Annotated in this window: 17 protein-coding genes; 9 read left to right on the top strand and 8 right to left on the bottom strand. The window is 68.7% G+C overall.

The annotated features are described in order from the left end of the window. Positions 1 to 2 precede the first annotated feature (2 nt). Both ACZ7DE_RS02310 and ACZ7DE_RS02305 read right to left on the bottom strand, forming a co-directional pair. Positions 3 to 1,127, bottom strand: a complete 1,125-nt coding sequence (locus ACZ7DE_RS02310; RefSeq protein ID WP_470757026.1) for a serine hydrolase domain-containing protein — start codon at positions 1,125 to 1,127, stop codon at positions 3 to 5. Positions 1,128 to 1,278: 151 nt separating this feature from the next. Continuing rightward, complete coding sequence (locus ACZ7DE_RS02305) at positions 1,279 to 2,379, bottom strand: AI-2E family transporter (RefSeq protein ID WP_470757946.1); 1,101 nt, start codon at positions 2,377 to 2,379, stop codon at positions 1,279 to 1,281. A 191-nt stretch (positions 2,380 to 2,570) separates the two neighbouring features. On the opposite strand from ACZ7DE_RS02305, the gene ACZ7DE_RS02300 reads away from it, so the two are divergent. From ACZ7DE_RS02300 to ACZ7DE_RS02285, 4 genes are all read left to right on the top strand, one after another. Next, the gene (locus ACZ7DE_RS02300; RefSeq protein WP_470757024.1) at positions 2,571 to 2,888 is read left to right on the top strand and encodes a DUF1905 domain-containing protein; all 318 of its coding nucleotides are present in this window, start codon (positions 2,571 to 2,573) and stop codon (positions 2,886 to 2,888) included. Between the two features lie 225 nt (positions 2,889 to 3,113). Further along, a complete protein-coding gene (locus tag ACZ7DE_RS02295; protein ID WP_470757022.1) occupies positions 3,114 to 5,174 on the top strand; it encodes a restriction endonuclease in 2,061 nt (686 codons plus the stop codon). Positions 5,175 to 5,697: 523 nt separating this feature from the next. Then, positions 5,698 to 6,873 carry an NAD(P)/FAD-dependent oxidoreductase gene (locus tag ACZ7DE_RS02290; protein ID WP_470757020.1) on the top strand — a complete coding sequence of 392 codons (1,176 nt, stop codon included), beginning with the start codon at positions 5,698 to 5,700 and terminating at the stop codon, positions 6,871 to 6,873. A gap of 39 nt (positions 6,874 to 6,912) precedes the next feature. Next, complete coding sequence (locus tag ACZ7DE_RS02285) at positions 6,913 to 8,010, top strand: DegT/DnrJ/EryC1/StrS family aminotransferase (RefSeq protein ID WP_470757018.1); 1,098 nt, start codon at positions 6,913 to 6,915, stop codon at positions 8,008 to 8,010. 855 nt (positions 8,011 to 8,865) lie between these two features. Here the strand turns inward: ACZ7DE_RS02285 and ACZ7DE_RS02280 are convergent. Next, positions 8,866 to 9,327 carry a DUF4291 domain-containing protein gene (locus tag ACZ7DE_RS02280; RefSeq protein ID WP_470757016.1) on the bottom strand — a complete coding sequence of 154 codons (462 nt, stop codon included), beginning with the start codon at positions 9,325 to 9,327 and terminating at the stop codon, positions 8,866 to 8,868. Positions 9,328 to 9,781: 454 nt separating this feature from the next. On the opposite strand from ACZ7DE_RS02280, the gene ACZ7DE_RS02275 reads away from it, so the two are divergent. Then, positions 9,782 to 10,273, top strand: a complete 492-nt coding sequence (locus tag ACZ7DE_RS02275; protein WP_470757014.1) for a hypothetical protein — start codon at positions 9,782 to 9,784, stop codon at positions 10,271 to 10,273. 851 nt (positions 10,274 to 11,124) lie between these two features. Beyond that, the gene (locus ACZ7DE_RS02270) at positions 11,125 to 11,718 is read left to right on the top strand and encodes a DUF4291 domain-containing protein (RefSeq protein ID WP_470757012.1); all 594 of its coding nucleotides are present in this window, start codon (positions 11,125 to 11,127) and stop codon (positions 11,716 to 11,718) included. Positions 11,719 to 11,756: 38 nt separating this feature from the next. Here the strand turns inward: ACZ7DE_RS02270 and ACZ7DE_RS02265 are convergent, their stop codons facing one another. Then, the gene (locus ACZ7DE_RS02265; protein ID WP_470757010.1) at positions 11,757 to 11,939 is read right to left on the bottom strand and encodes a DUF4291 family protein; all 183 of its coding nucleotides are present in this window, start codon (positions 11,937 to 11,939) and stop codon (positions 11,757 to 11,759) included. Between the two features lie 283 nt (positions 11,940 to 12,222). On the opposite strand from ACZ7DE_RS02265, the gene ACZ7DE_RS02260 reads away from it, so the two are divergent. Next, entirely contained in the window at positions 12,223 to 12,675 is a 453-nt protein-coding gene (locus ACZ7DE_RS02260) for a DUF5707 domain-containing protein (protein ID WP_470757008.1), read from the top strand. A 30-nt stretch (positions 12,676 to 12,705) separates the two neighbouring features. Here the strand turns inward: ACZ7DE_RS02260 and ACZ7DE_RS02255 are convergent, their stop codons facing one another. After that, on the bottom strand, positions 12,706 to 13,824 hold the full coding sequence (locus tag ACZ7DE_RS02255; RefSeq protein WP_470757006.1) for a hypothetical protein: 1,119 nt from the start codon (positions 13,822 to 13,824) through the stop codon (positions 12,706 to 12,708). A gap of 165 nt (positions 13,825 to 13,989) precedes the next feature. On the opposite strand from ACZ7DE_RS02255, the gene ACZ7DE_RS02250 reads away from it, so the two are divergent. Further along, positions 13,990 to 15,144, top strand: coding sequence for a cystathionine gamma-synthase (locus tag ACZ7DE_RS02250; protein WP_470757003.1), 1,155 nt, complete (start codon positions 13,990 to 13,992; stop codon positions 15,142 to 15,144). Between the two features lie 52 nt (positions 15,145 to 15,196). Here the strand turns inward: ACZ7DE_RS02250 and ACZ7DE_RS02245 are convergent, their stop codons facing one another. The 3 genes from ACZ7DE_RS02245 to ACZ7DE_RS02235 form a co-directional block, all read right to left on the bottom strand. Then, positions 15,197 to 15,445 carry a hypothetical protein gene (locus ACZ7DE_RS02245; RefSeq protein WP_470757001.1) on the bottom strand — a complete coding sequence of 83 codons (249 nt, stop codon included), beginning with the start codon at positions 15,443 to 15,445 and terminating at the stop codon, positions 15,197 to 15,199. Beyond that, on the bottom strand, positions 15,442 to 15,969 hold the full coding sequence (locus ACZ7DE_RS02240; RefSeq protein WP_470756999.1) for a sigma factor-like helix-turn-helix DNA-binding protein: 528 nt from the start codon (positions 15,967 to 15,969) through the stop codon (positions 15,442 to 15,444). The genes ACZ7DE_RS02245 and ACZ7DE_RS02240 overlap by 4 nt, the downstream gene beginning before the upstream one ends. A 133-nt stretch (positions 15,970 to 16,102) precedes the next feature. Further along, on the bottom strand, positions 16,103 to 16,612 hold the full coding sequence (locus ACZ7DE_RS02235) for a MarR family winged helix-turn-helix transcriptional regulator (protein ID WP_470757944.1): 510 nt from the start codon (positions 16,610 to 16,612) through the stop codon (positions 16,103 to 16,105). Between the two features lie 163 nt (positions 16,613 to 16,775). On the opposite strand from ACZ7DE_RS02235, the gene ilvA reads away from it, so the two are divergent. After that, positions 16,776 to 18,005, top strand: coding sequence for a threonine ammonia-lyase (ilvA, locus tag ACZ7DE_RS02230; RefSeq protein ID WP_470756997.1), 1,230 nt, complete (start codon positions 16,776 to 16,778; stop codon positions 18,003 to 18,005). The last annotated feature ends 149 nt before the right edge of the window (positions 18,006 to 18,154 follow it).

Below are 18,154 nucleotides of genomic sequence, written 5' to 3'. Positions count from 1 at the left end.
GTTCAGGCTCGCAGCCCCTGCAGTCCGTCGTACGCGGCCATCAGGATCTCCATGCCCCGGGTGTCGGCGGCGGGCTCGCGCATCTGGTTCGTGACGTACGCCAGCGTCATGCGCGACTCGGGTTCGATCATCACCGTCGAGCCGCCCCAGCCGCCCCACCCGTAGGTGCCGGCGAACCGCCCGTAGCCCAGACCCCAGCTGATCGGCATTCTCAGGATGCGGTCCTCGCCGCTGAACTGCTCCTCCCAGGCGCGGTCGCACCCCGCCCGCGACAGCAGCCGCACCCCGCCCACCGAACCCCCGCAGGCCGGCACCGACTGGACGAGCGCCACCGAGCGGGCGTTGCCGAAACCGCTCGCGGCGGGAATCTGCGCGCGACGCCAGGCCACGCTGTTGCCGTCCCGGACCCGGATCGCGGTCGCGGCGCCCGGGGAGGTCCCGGCGCTCCGGGCCGCGTCGCCGTCGGCCGCGCCCGCGACGTAGTCCTCGTCCCGGGAGGGCGGAGGGATCGCCGACGCCACCCGGTGGTCGTGCTCGGCGGGCAGCCCCATGTGGAAGTCCGCGCCCAGCGGGCCGGCGATCTCGGCGGCGAAGAACTCGCCCGGCATCCGGCCGGTGATCCGGCGGACGACCTCGCCCACCAGGAACCCCTGCGTGAGCGAGTGGTACCCGGCGGCGGTGCCCGGCTCCCACTGCGGCGCCAGCGCGGCCAGTCGAGCCGTGGCGGCCGGCCAGTCGTAGAGCTCCGTCACCGGCCCGTCCCAGTCGGGCAGCCCCGCGGTGTGCGACAGCACGTGCCGGACCAGCACCTCCCGCTTGCCCGCGACGGCGAACTCCGGCCAGTACCGGGCGACCGGCGCGTCGAGATCGAGCTCGCCGCGGTCCGCCAGCACCAGCGCACACAGCGCCGTCATCGTCTTCGTGACGGACCAGACGTTGACGATCGTGTCCCGCTGCCAGGGGACGGTGCGCTCGGCGTCGGCGAACCCGCCCCAGACGTCCACCACCGGCTCCCCGTCCACGAACACGGCCACCGACCCACCGGTGTCCCCGTCGTCCAGCAGAGCGGCCAGCGCGGTGGGCACCGCGGCGAACAGGTCGTCGTACGAGCCCTGGATGTCAGCCATGACGCCATCTAGCCCTCCACGAACCCCCGCAGGCAACCGAATTCCCTCCGCCGCCTCGGGGCCGCCGCCCGCTCACGGGGGACGGTGACGAACGTCGTCGGCCGTCCCGTCCGGCCGTCGCAGACCGCGACGCCGCCGTGCCCGTGGGGTCCTAGGACGGGACGGCGGTGGTGCCGTTCGGCTCGTCGGGTTCCGGGGGTTCCGGCTCGCGGAGCTGATCGCGCACGTAGTTCCAGACCACCGCGATCAGGCCGGCGATCGGTACGGCGAGCAGGCTGCCCACGATGCCGGCCAGGCTGCCGCCCAGCGTCACCGCCAGCAGGATCACTCCCGCGTGGAGGCCGAGCCCGCGGCTCTGGATCAGGGGCTGGAACACGTTGCCCTCGAGCTGCTGCACCACGACGATGACGGCCAGCACGATCAGCGCGTCCGTCAGGCCGTTGGAGACCAGCGCGATGAGAACCGCGACGAGACCGGCGAACACGGCGCCGATGATCGGCACGAACGCCGAGACGAAGGTCAGCACCGCCAGCGGGAGCACCAGCGGCACCCCGACGATCCACAGGCCCAGGCCGATCAGGACGGCGTCGAGCAGGCCGACGGCCGCCTGGGAACGCACGAACGAGCCCAGGGTGTCCCAGCCACGCGAGGCCACGGTCGGGACGTCGGTGGCGAGCCGTCCGGGCAGCTGACGGGCGAGCCACGGCAGGAAGCGCGGGCCGTCCTTGAGGAAGAAGAACATCAGGAAGAGAGCCAGGATGGCGGTGACCAAGCCGTTCACCACGGTGCTCACTCCCGTGACGACCGCGCCGACCATGTTGCCGAGGCCGTCCTGCGCTCGGGAGACCGCGCTGTCGAAGGCCTTGTTGATCTGGGCGTCACCGATGTTCAACGGCGGCCCCGCGGCCCACTCCCGCAGCTTCTGGATGCCTTCGACCACGCCGTCGGTCAGGTCGCCGGACTGGGACGCCACCGGTACCGCGATCAGTGCCACGACGCCCATGGCGACCAGGAGGAACAGCACCGTCACGACCGATGCGGCGAGGGCGGGCTTCCAGCCGCGACGACGCAGGTAACGGGTCGGCGGCCAGGTCAGCGTGGTCATCAGCAGGCCGACCACGAGCGGCCAGACGACCGACCACATCCGGCCCAGGAGCCATACAGCCACCGCGAGCATCAGGAAGATGAGCAGCAGCTCGACGGAGACCCGCGCCGACGTGCGGAGCGCGGCGCGGGTTTTCGTGGAACTCAGGGCGGCAGTCACGCCTGCACCCTATGGGTAATCAAGTCGTACCGGCATCGCCGGTCACGGTGTGCACACCGGCGAGGCCTCATCCACCCGAGCCCGGTCGCGGACCTGTTCCGCGGGGGCAGGGAGCCGGTTGCTCCACCAGGGGCCCGTGGGGCGTGACTTGGCCGCACTGGGGGAAAGAGACTGGCCGCATGGAGTTCACCTTTTCCGGCCGAGTGATCGAATGGCGAGGGCCGTCGCCGTACTACTTCGTTCCCGTTCCGGACGAGGAGTCCGCCGACATCCGCGAGGTGGCCGCGATGGCCACATACGGCTGGGGCGTGATCCCGGTCGAGGCCCGGATCGGCGAGGTCGCCTTCCGGACGTCGCTCTTCCCCAAGGACGGCGGCTACCTCCTGCCGCTCAAGGACGCGGTGCGCAGGCCGAGCGGCCTCTCGGCAGGGGCCGACGTGACGGTGAGGATGACCGTCAGCCTCCATCGCCCCTCACCCCGCCAGGGCCCGCGATGACGGTGCCGGCGACGGTGACGGCGATGCCGGTTCGGGTTCCGTGTCCCGGCCCCGTCCTGGTTACCGTCCAGTCACGTTGACCTGCGGGGATGCCCGGACGGGCTACCTCTGACGAGTGGATGTGCGAGACGGCGATTGCTGGATAGAGTCGTCTCGTCACAGTTGGTTGCGGGGACAACCAAGGTGCCTTTCGGCTGCCATCGTCCTGGGGAGGGCCTGCAGCACATGAGTCGTCGCTCTACTGGTCTGGTCGGCGTCTGGGCCGAGATGCAACGGCAGCAGCAGCGTCAGCTGGAAGCCGAGGCCAGACGGCGAAGGCAGGAAGAACAGCAGGCGCGGGCCTACCAGCGCCGAGCTGCCCAGAGCCACCGTGAGTACCGGCAGGCGGAGGCGCTGCGGCGCACGGAGGAACTGGACGCGCAAGTCGCGTCGCTGCAAGGACTGCTCGCTTCGGGTTGCCGGGCCCCGGCCTTCCGGGCCTCCTCTCTCATGCGGCCCGAGGAGGTGCAGCCCTTCGCTCCAGGGCCGTTGGCGCAGCCGGTGCCCATGCCGGACTTCCATCACTACCAGACGCAGAGCGGCTGGACCGCGAGTCGCAGGGCCCAGGCCCAGGCCGAGGCGCGAGCGCGTTTCGAGCGGGACTGGCAGGCCGCGCAGGAAGCGGAGACCCGGCGACAGCAGCAACTGGCCGCGTACCAGCGGGAGTACCAGCAGTGGGCCGACGCCCAGCTGGCCGACGTGCGGCGGCACAACGCCGGCATCGGCGCGACGACCGAAGGCGTGCGGCGCCGGGACCCCGACTCCGTGATCGAGTACTTCTCCGCCGCCCTCCACGCCTCGACGGCATGGCCGGAAGGTTTCCCCCGTCAGGTGGCGGCGGCCTACGACCCGGCGGCACGCCAACTGGTGCTGGACTGGGAGCTGCCCGCCTACGACATCGTGCCGGAGGTCAAGGCCGTCCGGTACCTGTCCGGGGCCGACCAGGACAAGGAGACTCCCCGCCCAGTGGGCCAGCGCCGGGCTCTGTACCGGGAGGTGCTGGCCCAGTGCGTGCTGCTCGTTCTGCACGAGCTGTTCGGAGCCGACGAGCTGGGCGCGCTCGAGTCCGTGGCGTTGAACGGCTTCGTCGACGGCCACGACCCCACCACGGGCCGACCGGGCCACATCTTCCTTGTCACCGTCATGGCCTCGCGCTCGTCGTTCCGAGACCTGCACCTGGCGCAGGTGGACGCCGTCAGTTGCCTGAGCGACGCACTGCGCGGGCAGTTGTCGGCCCGCTCGGATCAGCTCACACCGGTGCGTCCGGGCAGGCGGCCGCAGGACGTCGGGAACCGCGTCGTCGCCCACGGCGGCGAGGAGGAACCGGACCTGTTCGCCATGGACCCGATCGCCTTCGAGAATCTCGTCGCCGATCTCTTCCGTGCCATGGGCATGCAGGCGGTGACCACCCAGCGCTCCAACGACGGCGGTGTGGACGTCGACGCGCTGGATCCGGCGCCGATCCGCGGCGGCAAGATCGTGGTGCAGGTGAAGCGCTACCGCAGCACGGTGCCGCCCACCGCCGTGCGTGACCTGTACGGAACCGTTCAGGATGCCGGCGCCAACAAGGGCGTCCTCGTGACGACTTCGGGGTTCGGCCCCGGCTCGCACGCTTTCGCCGACGGCAAGCCGCTGGAACTCGTCTCGGGCGCCGAACTCGTCGACCTGCTGCATCGCCACGGACTGCGTGGACGACTGGGCGAGGGCGGTCAGCGCGCTTCGGCACAGTCGCCGCGCCCGGGGCCGGACACTCGGCTGCCCGACGACTACAACGTCCTGGGCATGTCGTGGACCGGACGCGTCGCCCTGGACGTGTGTGCACTCGTCTGCCGTGGCGACCGCGTCCTCAGTGACGACCACTTCGTCTTCTTCAACAACCCGCGGACGCCCGACGGCTCAGTGCGCGCCCTTCCCGCCACGGCACCCGACAAGGCCGCGATCTGCGTCTCGTTCGACGGCTTGCCCGACGAGGCCGACCGGTTCGTGCTCGTGGCCGCCGTCGACCCGGAGGCCAACCCGGACGCCGACCTCTCCGGCTTCACCGACGCCCGCATCCGCCTGCTCGACCCGTCCCTCGCCGAGCTGGGACAACTCGACGTCTCCGACGGACGGCCGGGTGAGACCGCCCTGGTGCTCGGCTCCTTCCGCCGAAGGAGGAACGGGGACTGGGACTTGGTCCTGGGCGGCAAGGGCTACCCGGGCGGCCTGGAGGAACTCGTCCAGGACTTCGGCCTCGAGGTGGAGTGAATGCATCGGGGACCAGGACTGCCGTCCTCGGCAGGCGCAGCGGCCCAGCTATTACGCGGGCCCTGGAAGGACCGTGCGTCAGCCGCGGTACGGCCACAGACCGTGGCGACTGCGCCCCGGCATCGCTTGTCCGCCAGGCGACACCCACGTCGATGACGCCATGCCCGCGTGCGTCTGAACGTGCCTCTGCGACGGAGGCGAAGCGCAGGTCGGAGTCGGACACGTCGACGCCGAGCGGGTGGGCGAGCAATCGAAGCCTCTGATGGAGACGGGCCTCTTGGTCAATAACCCATTCACCTGGGGATTCACCATCCGTCAGAACGACTGGGCAGTCGAATCGGGAGGCTTGGAAGGACTCCCCGACGAATCGAGGTCAGGAGAGTCCGGAAGCGCATGCCTGCTGAACGGTGCCTCAATCTTGTTCTTTGTAATCACACTCCCCCATACTCTCCAGAGGGGTTCTCCACGCAATCTGCATGACATCAGGGGGAGTCGTGTGCGATGAGCGGTGAAGCGGGGCGGCATGCGCTATGACTGCGTCGTCGTCGGCGGCGGCATTGCGGGCCTTGCCGTAGCCGTGCGTTTGGCAGAGGAGGGGCTGAGCACCGCCCTCATCGACAAGCTCAACGTCGGGTCCGGTGCCAGCCTGAGCAATCAAGGAATCATTCACTCGGGAGCGCTCTACTCACTTCTGCACCCGCGGGTGAGTGCGCTCTGTAGCGAGGCTCATACCGTTTACCGTGGACTGTTCGAGAGCAGCATTGTCTCCAGAAGGTCGGCGTGGTACATCGGGTCGCCGGATTTGGTTGAGAAGCACAGTGCACTGTGGGCCGAGCAGCGGATCCGATATGGACATGTGCAGAAGAAGGCGGCCGGCGAATACCTGTCCAATTCGGAGGCCGTGCACTGTGTATCCGTGGATGATTTCGTGGTGTCCCCTCGGCGTCTACTCTTGGATATGTGCATTCGTTGCATGGCTGCTGGCGTGGAGTTCTACACAGGCGCTACCGTGAAGAGGGTAGTGGTATCTCGCGGCAGGGTTTCTGGTGTCTTGCTGGCGAATGGGCAAGTGTGTTACGCATCGAATGTGGTTCTCTGTGCAGGGTCCGGTATCCCCTCATTGCTCGGCTCCATAGGGTCAACGTTTTGCAGGCGTATCAAAACGAGGATGTCCCTGGTCGCGTCTTTTGAGTCGCGAGGAGTGGAGGGCGCGATCATGAGCTTGGAGTACGGCGGGCCGTGCTTATCACCTATCGATGACACCACTTCGCTGGCGGTACGTTACGGGGCTCCGGTGACGTGGGTCGGGGAAAGAGAGCGGATCCCGGTTCCGATCGAAGAACTGACGGAGCTGCGTCGAGGCGTGAGTCGGACGCTAGCTCATGGGGTAATCGACGTGAACAGCGGTTCGGCGTGGGTCTGCTCCAAGACCGAATACGCGGCTGGGGCTGCCGATGAATGGGGTGTGGAGCCGGGGTATGCGATCCTTGATTCCCGCCGGTTCGACGACGTGTCCGGACTGTGGTCGGTAATTCCTGGCAAGCTGACTCTCGCCTTGCATGCAGCTCAGGACCTTGTGCAGAGGATGTGCAGCCGCGAAATAGGGATAGCGCCCCGCACGTCAGTCCCAGCAGGAGATGCAGACATGTCCGCAAAGGCCAATTCGCTGGTGGCTGCGTCGCCTTGGACGATGCCCTGAGAGATCGTTTCCTCACATCCTTGATCGGGAGGGTGAACCTTGACTGGATTCCGACTTCACTTTTATTCCGATGAAATTGACGAGATCCTGGACAAGGTTCGCACTGCCCTCTGCTCGGGGCAGCTTTCCCTCGGCCCGTACGCCGATCAATTGGAGCGGGCCTTTGTTGAACTCGTCGGTGCTCCCTATGCAGTTTCCACGAACAGTGGTTTCTCTGCGCTGGAAATAATCCTCCGCTACTATGAAACCACTGGAAAGGAGGTGCTGGTTCCGGCGAATACAAATTATGCCACAGCGGCGTCGGTGCTGGCCGCTGGCGCGACTGTAACGTTTTATGACAGTGGCCTCTACCCCTGCGTTGAAAGCATCAAAAGCAGAATGAGGGGTAGTACCGCGGCGATAGTGATCGTGCATGTCGCGGGATACATCTCCCCTGATGTGTGGGCGATCAGGGAAATCTGTCAAGCTCGGGGAATTCCCTTGATAGAGGACGCCGCGCACGCATTCGGTGCGACGTTGGACGGCGTTGCGGCAGGCTGCATTGGTAATGCGGCAGCGTTCTCCCTGTTCCCGAGCAAAGTGGTGACGACCGGAGAGGGTGGGATGGTTGTGACGTCGGACGAGCGGCTGAGTACTGTTGCTCGCCGGCTTCGAAATCACGGTAAGCGCTGTGGATCGGAGGTCAGCGAACGCATCGGCGGTAGTTGGCGGATGACTGAATTGGGAGCTGCGATCGGTCTGGTGCAACTCAAGCGCTTTTCTGTCGACCTGCAACGCAGAAATGCAATCGCTGCCATGTATCGCGACGAGCTTGAATCCGTCGAGGGGATTCGTTTTCCTGAACCTGTCGCTCAACGGATTTTAAGCGGATATAAAACGGTCGCCATTTTGGACGGGCGTACGGACAGGGTGGCGCTGAAGAAATCTCTGGCTGCGCGAGGAGTCGAGATCGAGAAGGAGGTCTATGGGATGCCTCTTTATATGCATCCCGTTTTTGAGAAATACGCAGACGGGACTCCGCTCGGGTGGGCCGAATGCTTCACCCGGGATCATATATGTCTCCCCAGTTGGAGACATATGACAGACGCCGACGTGCGGAGTGTCGCAGGAGCAGTGCGTGCCTCCTTGAATTCATGACGGTTCTGATGAGGGGAAGCGGGTCGGCGTGAGCATTTTCTCTCTGGCGGCGACGGCGGCTGTCGTTTCTGCGTTTGTGTCGGCGGCATCTGCCGCTATAGCTTGGGTGGCGGTGAGGCGTCAGGGGCATACTGCCCTGGGCGACTCGATGATGCGCGTCAGCGCGACTCTGGAAACGAAGAAGTTCCGAGAATACAGAACAGTCGTGTACCGGCTCGAACGACTCGACTACGCGTCGTGGGACGGACGTACCTGTGAGGCGGTTGACGCCTGGATCGGATTCTTGGATCTGGTTGGAACGCTTGTGCGTACTGGGCGCATAGATCCAGTCGCCTACCTGCACATGTATGGGGATGTGACCCTGAGGAGCATCTATCAGGTGGCTCCATATTGTAATTCTCAAACGACGACACGGGGTCCGCAGTTTCAGCTCCCCATGCGGTATCTGGCGATATGTCTCATGAGTACTTGGAAGAAGCAGCAGCGGAAAGGTCTGTACCCTTCTGTGATCGGCTTTCCATCTCGTCCGGGGGTTACGCTGAACATTCGCTTGCTCGAGTCGGACATGGACGTTGTGAGATTTGCGAACGTCAGGTTTTCCTCCAGCTGAACTCGTCGTGCCCGTGCGCCGTTTGGGTTCCTTCGGCACCTTGCCATGGCCTCCGCCGTAGCTCCCGGCAGTCAAGCCGTGCCGGCTCTGTGAGCACCCACGGAACACTCGGCGAGTTGCAGCAGAGTGAAGTGAGGGGAGAGCGGGACAGCAGATCCCACGCGCCCGTACGGCGCGGTCCAGACGCGCGTCACCTGGGTGGCTGTCCTCAGGGATCGTCACAACAACTGGGCTAGCCTCATCGGTCACCCACCCAGGTAGCGCCAGCACTTCTCTCCTCCGGCCGCATAGGGCCGCTCCTCGGGCAGTAGCCGTGCCCCAGAGTCCAGGTCGCCGCTCCTCACGTATCCGTGGATCTCGCGGGCGAGCGGAGTCACGTCACTGATCGCGACGATCCACTCGTCCGCGTAGCGTCGTTCGGCCTCACCGGAGAGGCCGAACTGCAGGGACCGGTGCTTCAGGGGCTGAAGGCGCAGGTCCCGCTCGGGGTCCCACTGCACGCGAGCGGGCGCATTCTTCAACTCGCGCTGCCAGGCGGGCCGGTCGGCGTGCAGGCCGGGGAGGTAGCTCGACAGACTCGCGTGCCGCAACGCCCACTCGAAACCGGCCCGGCTGATCTCGACCGCGAGCACGGTCTCCTGCCCCTCCTTCAGGCCCCAGCCGCAGCGGTACATCATCCACAGAAAGCTGGGCTTGATCCACGTCAAGCCGTGTTCACAGCCCTTTCCGCAAGCGGCACGCAATGCTGGCACGACGCCTTAGGGCACGCCCTCGCCGGACGTCGCAGCCTGTTCGAGCCTGTACAGGGAACCTCCCGCGGAGCGGCACGCGATGCTCGGGGCGGAGCTCAGATGTTGCTCAGACGGCTTGCTGGTCGGCCGCCGTGCTGATCAGCTCGACGCACGCCTGAGCGACGTCTGAGCGCTCAGTGCCGAAGAGGTCCCATGGACAGTGTTCGGCAACTCACCCTGGTCTCAGGGTGCACACGGGGGAGGAACGCTCATGCGATACGGACTTCGCGCTGCCTTGGGGACAGCGGTACTGCTGGTCACGGCCTCGACGGGCTGCTCGGGTGGCGACGGGAGCTCAGCGAGGCCGTCCGGCTCCCGCGCTCCCGCCTCGACCGCTGCGCCGACTCCCTCGCAGCCGGACCTGACCGAGGTGATCAACAGAGCCCGAACCACCCTGATGACGTCGGGGGCGGTGGGTGCCGACGCCCCCGACTCTCAAGGCCTGATGCTGGTCGAGCCCTGGCCGACCGGCGCCGCCTACGCCTGGGAGACCCGCGACCAGCGACTGTGCTGGGCATCGGTCGCCGAATCTGCGTTCTCCGAGCGAGCCTGCGGTTCCAATCCCATGGCCATCGAAGACTCAAGGGGGGTGCACCCGCTCGCAACCCTCTTCACCGACGGCTGGGTTCGTCTGTTCGCCGCCGACCACCAGCAGGTGAGTTCCGCGACCTGTGGCGGAAAGCCCCTGGAAGTCCGCCGCGTCGGCACCGTTGCGCAGGGGGTGCGGACACTGTATGCCGTGTGGTTCCCGGACTACACGAAGGGCAGCATTGAGCTGTCGCTGAGCCACGACGGCACGACGTCCGAGGCCTCGCTCTGGCTCGGCGACTTCGGCGACCGCACCTGCGCCGCTGTCCCCTAGGTTCTGGTCCGGAGCCAGATGATCGTTGCTGTGACGGCAACATGGATGAGGTCTGTGAACGCTGCTTGATGATCCACGTCAAGCCGTGCTCACAGACCTTTCGTGAGTCGACACCACGCATCCCTTGCCGCGCACGAAGCCCGAGGCCAGATCTTGAGCGTCCGCCAAGCCTTTGCATGGCGACCAGCGAGAATCAGCAGACTGAGCATCTGACGCCCAATGAACTGCCTGCTCATCAGTCGTTGTTGGACGGCACGGCTTGGGCCTCACTCGGCACCTCAAGAGGGAACGGCGGATTTCTGTCGGCCACGCTGCCTCGCCTCCTCGACGCCCGACCCGGCGATTCAGATCAGGGCCATCAGCGAACTGGAGCCGGTATGCCGTCAGAACAGCTTCTACGCAGCCACGCTCCCCGTAGCGCTGTATATGGCCGCGATCCTCGCCCACCCCGCAACGGCGACCGTCGGGCCTGGCCGTCGGGCTGACTCGGAACGAGGCTGTCCGGTGAGGGCGGCTCTACTGGACTGGCTGGGATCACTCGCCTACGACGCCACGACGAGCGCCTTGCCGCCGCCGAGCGTCACTTCAACAGTGACGACCTCGACGATTATCCGGAAATGCGGGTCTTCCTGGACCACCGCCCCACGTTCTACCGTGCCGAATCAGCTTTTCTGGGCCAGGAAAACACTGCTGTTCGTGAGGCCGCGTCGGAGAAACCTCCGTTCTGACTCCGGACGCTACTCGGCCCGCACGGCCGACTGCCTGCCGCCCGCGGCCGACGTGCTCCGTCGCGTTGCGCAACGCTCGAAAATCGGTGGTCACCTGAGCTGACCGAGCCCACGCTGTACGCCATGGAAGAACCGCACCGCAGGATCCGCGCGCTCCACACGGCGTCCACGATCACCGTCTACCAGGCGTACCGCCCGGAGATCGGCGGACCCGCCGCCCGCAAGGGCCGTTTCCCCGCCGCGTGGAAGCCTGACCGCATGACGTGGATTAAACCCAGTTTCATGTGGATGATGTACCGCTCCGGCTGGGGCATGAAGGAAGGTCAGGAGACCGTCCTGGCCGTCGAGATCACTCGCGAGGGCTTCGACTGGGCGCTGCGCCATGCCTGCCTGTCGCATTACGTCCGCGGACTGCATCCCGATCGCGACACCTGGCAGCGTGACCTCAAGCGCGCACCGGCCCGTGTCCAGTGGGATCCCGAACGCGATCTGCACCTGCATCCCCTGCCGTACCGCTCGCTGCAACTGGGGCTCTCGGGTGAGGCATCGTCGCGTTACGCGGACGAGTGGATCGTGTCCATCAATGATGTGACCCCGCTTGCCCACGGGATCCACGCACTCGTCAGGGACGGCGAACTGGACTCGGCTGCCCGACTGCTCCCCCAGGAACAGGAGTACACCGCCAGTGCAGAACTCCTCGCCCACCTGTGTCCCTGACCGGCAATCCGGGCACAGCCGCCAGCATCACCCACGGGTCACATGGCGGCAAGGGTCTGTGAACGCTGCTTGATGATCCACGTCATCCGGTCCCGCTTCCACCTCGTGGGGAAGCGGCCCTCGTGGGCGGCCGGGAGGCCGATCTCCGGGGGGTAGGCCTGGTAGACGGTGATCGTGGACTCCGTGTGGGTCGCGCGGATGCCGTGTCGCGGTTCGTTCATGGCGTACAGAGTGGGGTCGGCCGGTTGCGGCGGCCACCGGTTTTCGAGCGCCGTACGCAGCCGGGGGAGATGGGGCGGAGCGCCGGCCCCGGCATGCGGGGCGGTCGCTGCGGCCCGGCCGCCCGCTTCGGAGGTCCACGCTCGGATCATCTACTCACCTGTGAGCAGGCCGAGTTGAGTACGCGTGCTCATGCCCGGCGGATCCGTCCGGAGCGAGTATCGGTGCAGCGGCGCAGTCGAGGAGCGCCGGTTCGGTTCCACTCAGTCAGTTGCGGAGAATGCCATGTCTCGTCGTATCGCTCTGTCGGTCGTCGCCGGTGTCGTCGTGCTCGGTGGCGCGGGCGCCTTCGCTCTCGCCTACGCCGGAGAGCAGCCCCCGGCCCTGGACCACAGCACGGCCCGCTACACCGCTCCCGCCGGCGACCGCGACGGCTCGCTGACCTTCACCACCGACGTCACCGCGTCCTCCGGCGTCAAGAACGTGAAGGTGCTGGCCTGGCCCGCGGACTCGCCCTTCGCGAAGAAGAAGCTGACCGCCAAGGACATGGCCGCCGCCGAGCCCGCCGTCTGCAAGCCGGCCGGTCACGACACCGCGCACTGCACCTACACCGTCCAGGTCACCGGCGCCGACGCCGCGTCGTCCCCGCGAGGCGCCTGGCACGTCGCCGTCCTGGCCACCGCGCAGGACGGCACCACGACCCTGGACACCGAGGCGGCCGGCTTCACCGTCAAGTGACCCGCACGCGCGCGTGACCGGGAGCCCGGCTCAGTGCGGCATCGTCGCCGGGCTGCCGCCGTTCGCCTCGAAGCCCGCCACCGCCAGCGCACGGAACACCGCGAACTCGGCGGCCGGGTCGGGGGAGAGGGTCCAGGGCAGGGCGCCGACGTGACCGTCCACGTGTATGAGCTGGCTCATCGCCTCCGACCAGCGCTCGGAGCGCACCAGGAAGAAGATCAGCAGGTGGCGGACGTGGGCCAGCATCGGGTCGTCGGGCCGGGCCGCGTGGACCGCGAACAGCGCGCCGTGCACCGCCTTGGTCACGACCTCGCTCTGGTAGAAGCTGCTGACCAGGTTCACCTCGGGGAGGTGCTCGAAGACCGCGAAGAGGGGCATCGCCGCCAGGAGGGAGCCCTGCGGGGCCCTCGCCGCCGCCGCTTCCGCGAAGGAATAGGCCAGCTCGCGCGACCCGTGCCACTTCTCGCACCAGTAGTGCAGGGCCGCCAGATGCGCCCCCATGTGCGCCGGGGCGCGGTCCAGGATCCTCAGCCACAGCTGCTCGAACTCCGTCTGCGAGTACCGCAGACCACGGGCCACCGACAGCTCGACGATGTAGGGGATCGGGTCGTCGGGGGCCAGGAGCGCCGCCTGGTCGCAGGCGTCCTTGGCCTCCTCCATGATGATCCGGAAGTCGTCCGTGCCCGGCGTCGACGTCCGCCAGGCCTGCTGCACCAGGAACTCGGCGTGCACCGCGGCGCCGCCCGGGTCCTTCGGCGCCTCCGTGCGCCACACCCGCAGCCACTGCCCGCCCGGGGCCTCACTGACGCCGCCCGGCCGCCGCTGCAGCTCCAGCGCCGCCGCGCCCGCGAAGGCCTGCACGCGCTGCCAGCGCAGCTCGCCCTCCGTCTCGGTGCCGGCCAGCAGCTGTTGCGCGGCCCGGTAGTCCTGGGTGCCCTGCACCACGTCGAGGACGTCGAGCAGGTCGTGGTCGGGGCCGGGCATGCGGATGTCCAGCTCCTCCGTGCGCACGAAACCGTAGGTCGCCGGGTCCGCGGCGTCCGGGTGGTCCGCCGGGACCAGCCCGACCAGACCGCGACGGCGCCGTACGAGCGACAGCATCACGAAGCCGATCATGATCAGCGCCATCAGGACCCAGAGAATCTCCATGCCACAAGCGAACCAGACCGCGCCGACAATTGGCGAACCCGCCCCCGTCCCTGTGGAAAACCCTCCGTCCCGCCGGGGCTCCCGCCCGGACTCCCGCCGGGGCTCCCGCCGCGGGTCGGGCGGGCGGCCCGCGCCGGGGCCGCGAGCCGACTACCCTCGGTGCCCATGAGCGACAGGCACATCAGTCAGCACTTCGAGACCCTCGCGATCCACGCGGGCAACACCGCCGACCCCCTCACGGGCGCGGTCGTCCCGCCGATCTACCAGGTCTCGACCTACAAGCAGGACGGCGTCGGCGGTCTGCGCGGCGGCTACGAGTACAGCCGCAGCGCCAACCCGACCAGGACCGCCCTGGAAGAGAACCTCGCAGCCCTCGAGGGCGGCCGCCGAGGGCTCGCGTTCGCTTCCGGACTGGCGGCCGAGGACTGCCTGTTGCGTACGCTGCTCAGCCCCGGCGACCACGTGGTCATCCCGAACGACGCCTACGGCGGCACGTTCCGCCTCTTCGCGAAGGTCGTCGCGCGCTGGGGGGTCGAGTGGTCGGTCGCCGACACCAGCGACCCGGCCGCCGTGCGGGCCGCGATCACCCCGAAGACCAAGGCCGTCTGGGTGGAGACCCCCTCCAACCCGCTCCTCGGCATCACCGACATCGCCGCCGTCGCCCAGGTCGCCCGCGACGCGGGAGCGCGGCTCGTCGTCGACAACACCTTCGCCACGCCGTACCTGCAGCAGCCGCTGTCCCTCGGCGCGGACGTCGTGGTGCACTCCCTGACCAAGTACATGGGCGGCCACTCGGACGTCGTCGGCGGCGCGCTGATCACCGGCGACGCGGAGCTCGGCGAGGAGCTGGCGTACCACCAGAACGCCATGGGCGCGGTCGCCGGGCCCTTCGACTCCTGGCTCGTGCTGCGCGGCACGAAGACGCTGTCGGTGCGCATGGACCGGCACAGCGAGAACGCCACCAAGGTCGCCGACATGCTGACCCGCCACGCGCGCGTGACGAGCGTGCTGTACCCGGGTCTGCCGGAGCACCCCGGTCACGAGGTCGCGGCCAAGCAGATGAGGGCGTTCGGCGGCATGATCTCCTTCCGGGTGGCCGGCGGCGAGGAGGCGGCCGTCGAGGTCTGCAACCGTGCCAAGGTGTTCACCCTCGGCGAGTCCCTGGGCGGCGTCGAGTCCCTCATCGAGCACCCGGGACGCATGACGCACGCGTCCGTGGTCGGTTCCGCCCTGGAGGTGCCCGCCGACCTCGTCCGCCTCTCCGTGGGCATCGAGAACGTCGACGATCTCCTCGAGGACCTGCAGCAGGCCCTCGGCTAGCCCGGTCGGCCGGACAGCCCCCGGCCGGGCCGGTCCGGGCGTCTGCCGGCGCTCACCAGCCCCTGAGCGGTGGAGTCGTCTCCGACGGCGGCTCCACCCAGGGCTGGGCCACCGCCGCCCAGATCACGAACGCCACGGTCGCCGCGCACAGCAGCAGCCACAGCAGCCGCCGGGCGACGGTGCGGCGGCGCAGAATGCGACTGCCCCGGCGGACCACGTCCGCGTGCAGCTCGGTCGGCACGCGCGGCGGGGTCCGCTCCATGAGCTGCCGGACGGTGGCCTCGCGCTCGGCCCGGTTCACGAGGCCGCCGCCTCGGCCCGGGGCGCGGCGGACGCCGGCCCGCGCGGCGGACTCAGAAGGGTCGCCGTGGCCCGTTCGCAGAGCGTGCGGACTCGTTCCGACGGCAGGCCGAGCAGGGCCCCGACCTGCTCCTCGGCGACGCCCTCGTAGAGCCTGAGGACCAGCACGAGACGTTCCTGGGGATGCAGCCGCGCCAGCGCGCCTGCGGCGGGGCGCGGCCGGGGGCGGCCGAGCGGCAGGGCGCCGTACAGATGCGATGCGTACTCGTGCCAGGCGCTGTGGGCGAAGCGGGTGGCCAGGTGCTCGCGGGCACGGTTGTACGGGTCCTCGCCGTGCAGCCGGTCCCAGCACGCGTACGTGTGCGCGAGGGCGAACGTCAGCAGGCGACGCGCGCGCGGGTTGTCCGCCGGGGTCTCGGCCGTGAGCAGCGTGGCGGCGTGCAGCAGCCGCCCGCCCGCTCCGGCGACGAACGCCTCGAACTCCCGGGCCCGGCGGGTTTCCTGGGCCGCACGCCTGTCTCGCACACCGAGCCTCCCGCCTGCCGGCGTCCCCCTGGACGGCCATATGCCCCGGTCTCATATGAGGCCAGGGGCGGGCTCTCGGTCAAGAGCCGCGCACCGCCGTCGGAAAGTCGCCCCACGCGCGCGTGCCCCGGCTTCAGGAGACGGTCGGCGAGGACTCCGCCCCCGGCAGCCCCTGGGCCGCCATACGGGAGGACAGGGCGGTGTTGAAGCGCGTGAGGAGCGTGCAGAACGCCTCGCGCTCCTCCGGCGCCCAGTCGTCCGTCAGCTCGGCCATCAACTGCCGCCGCGAGGAGCGCACTTCCTCGAGACGCGACTGCCCGCGCGGGGACAGCTGGAGCACCACGGCCCGGCCGTCCTCGGGGTGCGAGGTCCGCTTGACCAGACCGGTGTCGACGAGCGGAGCCACCTGCCGGGTGACCGTGGACGAGTCGATGCCCATGCTCGCCGCGAGCGCCTTGACGCCCATCGGGCCTTCTTTGTCGAGGCGGTTGAGCAGCAGGTATGCGGCGCGGTCCATGGAGTTGCGCACCTGCCCGACGCCGCCGAGCCGGGTCTGTTCGGCACGGCGCGCGAACACCGCGACCTCGTGCTGCAGCGTGTCGAGAAGACCGGTGTCACCGACGGTCGTCATGTCCATCGACATTTCAGGTGTTGTGGGCATGGCCGGGGGCTCACTTCATGAAGGGGCTGCTGGAATGGGGGACAGAGTACGCGGCCGGAAGGCGGGTCGTACCGGCGCTGCGGAAACCGGTCTCGGAGGTTGGTCACAGCGGCCGTTCCCGGCTGTGAACTGCGATGCTGGAGTCATGAGCTACAGCACGGCTGACTCCTTTCGCCCCGTCACCCTGGACGATGTGCGTGGCGCCCAGAAGATGCTGTCGGGCGTGGCGCGGGCGACCGCGATGGAGGGCAGCAGGCATCTGTCCCAGCTGGTCGGGGCGCCGGTGCACTTCAAGTGCGAGAACCTCCAGCGGACGGGCTCGTTCAAGCTGCGCGGCGCCTATGTGCGGATCGCCGGGCTGCTGCCGGAGGAACGCGCGGCCGGGGTCGTCGCGGCGAGCGCGGGCAACCACGCACAGGGCGTGGCGCTGGCGTCGTCGCTGCTGGGCGTGCGTTCCACCGTGTTCATGCCGAAGGGCGCCCCGCTGCCGAAGATCAGCGCCACCCGCGAGTACGGCGCCGAGGTGCGTCTGCACGGCCAGGTGGTCGACGAGACGCTGGCCGCGGCGCAGGAGTACGCGGCCGAGACGGGCGCGGTGTTCATCCACCCCTTCGACCACCCCGACGTCATCGCGGGCCAGGGCACGGTCGGCCTGGAGATCCTGGAGCAGTGCCCCGAGGTGCGCACGATCGTCGTCGGGATCGGCGGCGGCGGCCTCGCGGCGGGCATCGCCGTCGCGGTGAAGGCGCTGCGGCCGGACGTGCGGATCGTCGGCGTGCAGGCGGCGGGGGCCGCGGCGTACCCGCCCTCGCTGGCGGCCGGACGGCCGGTGTCGCTCCGCAACCCGGCCACCATGGCCGACGGCATCAAGGTCGGCCGGCCCGGCGAGGTCCCGTTCGCCATCGTCGGCGATCTGGTGGACGAGGTGCGCACGGTCACGGAGGACGAGTTGGCCGCGGCGCTGCTGCTGTGTCTGGAGCGGGCCAAGCTCGTCGTCGAGCCGGCCGGGGCGAGTCCGGTGGCCGCGCTGCTCAGCGCGCCCGACGCGTTCGAGGGCCCGGTGGTGGCGGTGCTGTCCGGCGGCAACGTCGACCCGGTGCTGATGGAGCGCGTCCTGCGGCACGGCATGGCGGCCCAGGGCCGCTACCTGGCCGTGCGCCTGCGCCTGACGGACCGGCCGGGCGCCCTCGCCGCACTTCTGGGGGCGTTGTCCGTGGTGGACGCCAACGTCCTGGACGTGAGCCATCTGCGGACCGACCCCCGGCTCGGACTGACCGAGGCGGAGGTCGAGCTGCACCTGGAGACCAAGGGGCCTGCACACTGCGCCGAGGTCGGCCGGGCCCTGCGCGACGCCGGCTACACGGTCATCGACTAGACCTCACCCCGAGCCCGAGCCCGAGCTCAGCCCGAGGCCGAGGCCGGACCCCGGGGCCCGCACCCCGAGCCCGAACCGCGGAGCCCGCACCCGGACCGGGAACTCCGGGCCCCAACCCCGGAGCCCGCACCCCGGACCGGGAACCACCA

The sequence above is a fragment of the Streptomyces sp. NPDC037083 genome (genome assembly GCF_055606485.1).
The sequence above is the reverse complement of the archived record's forward strand: the minus strand, read 5'-3'. Positions and strand labels throughout refer to the sequence as shown.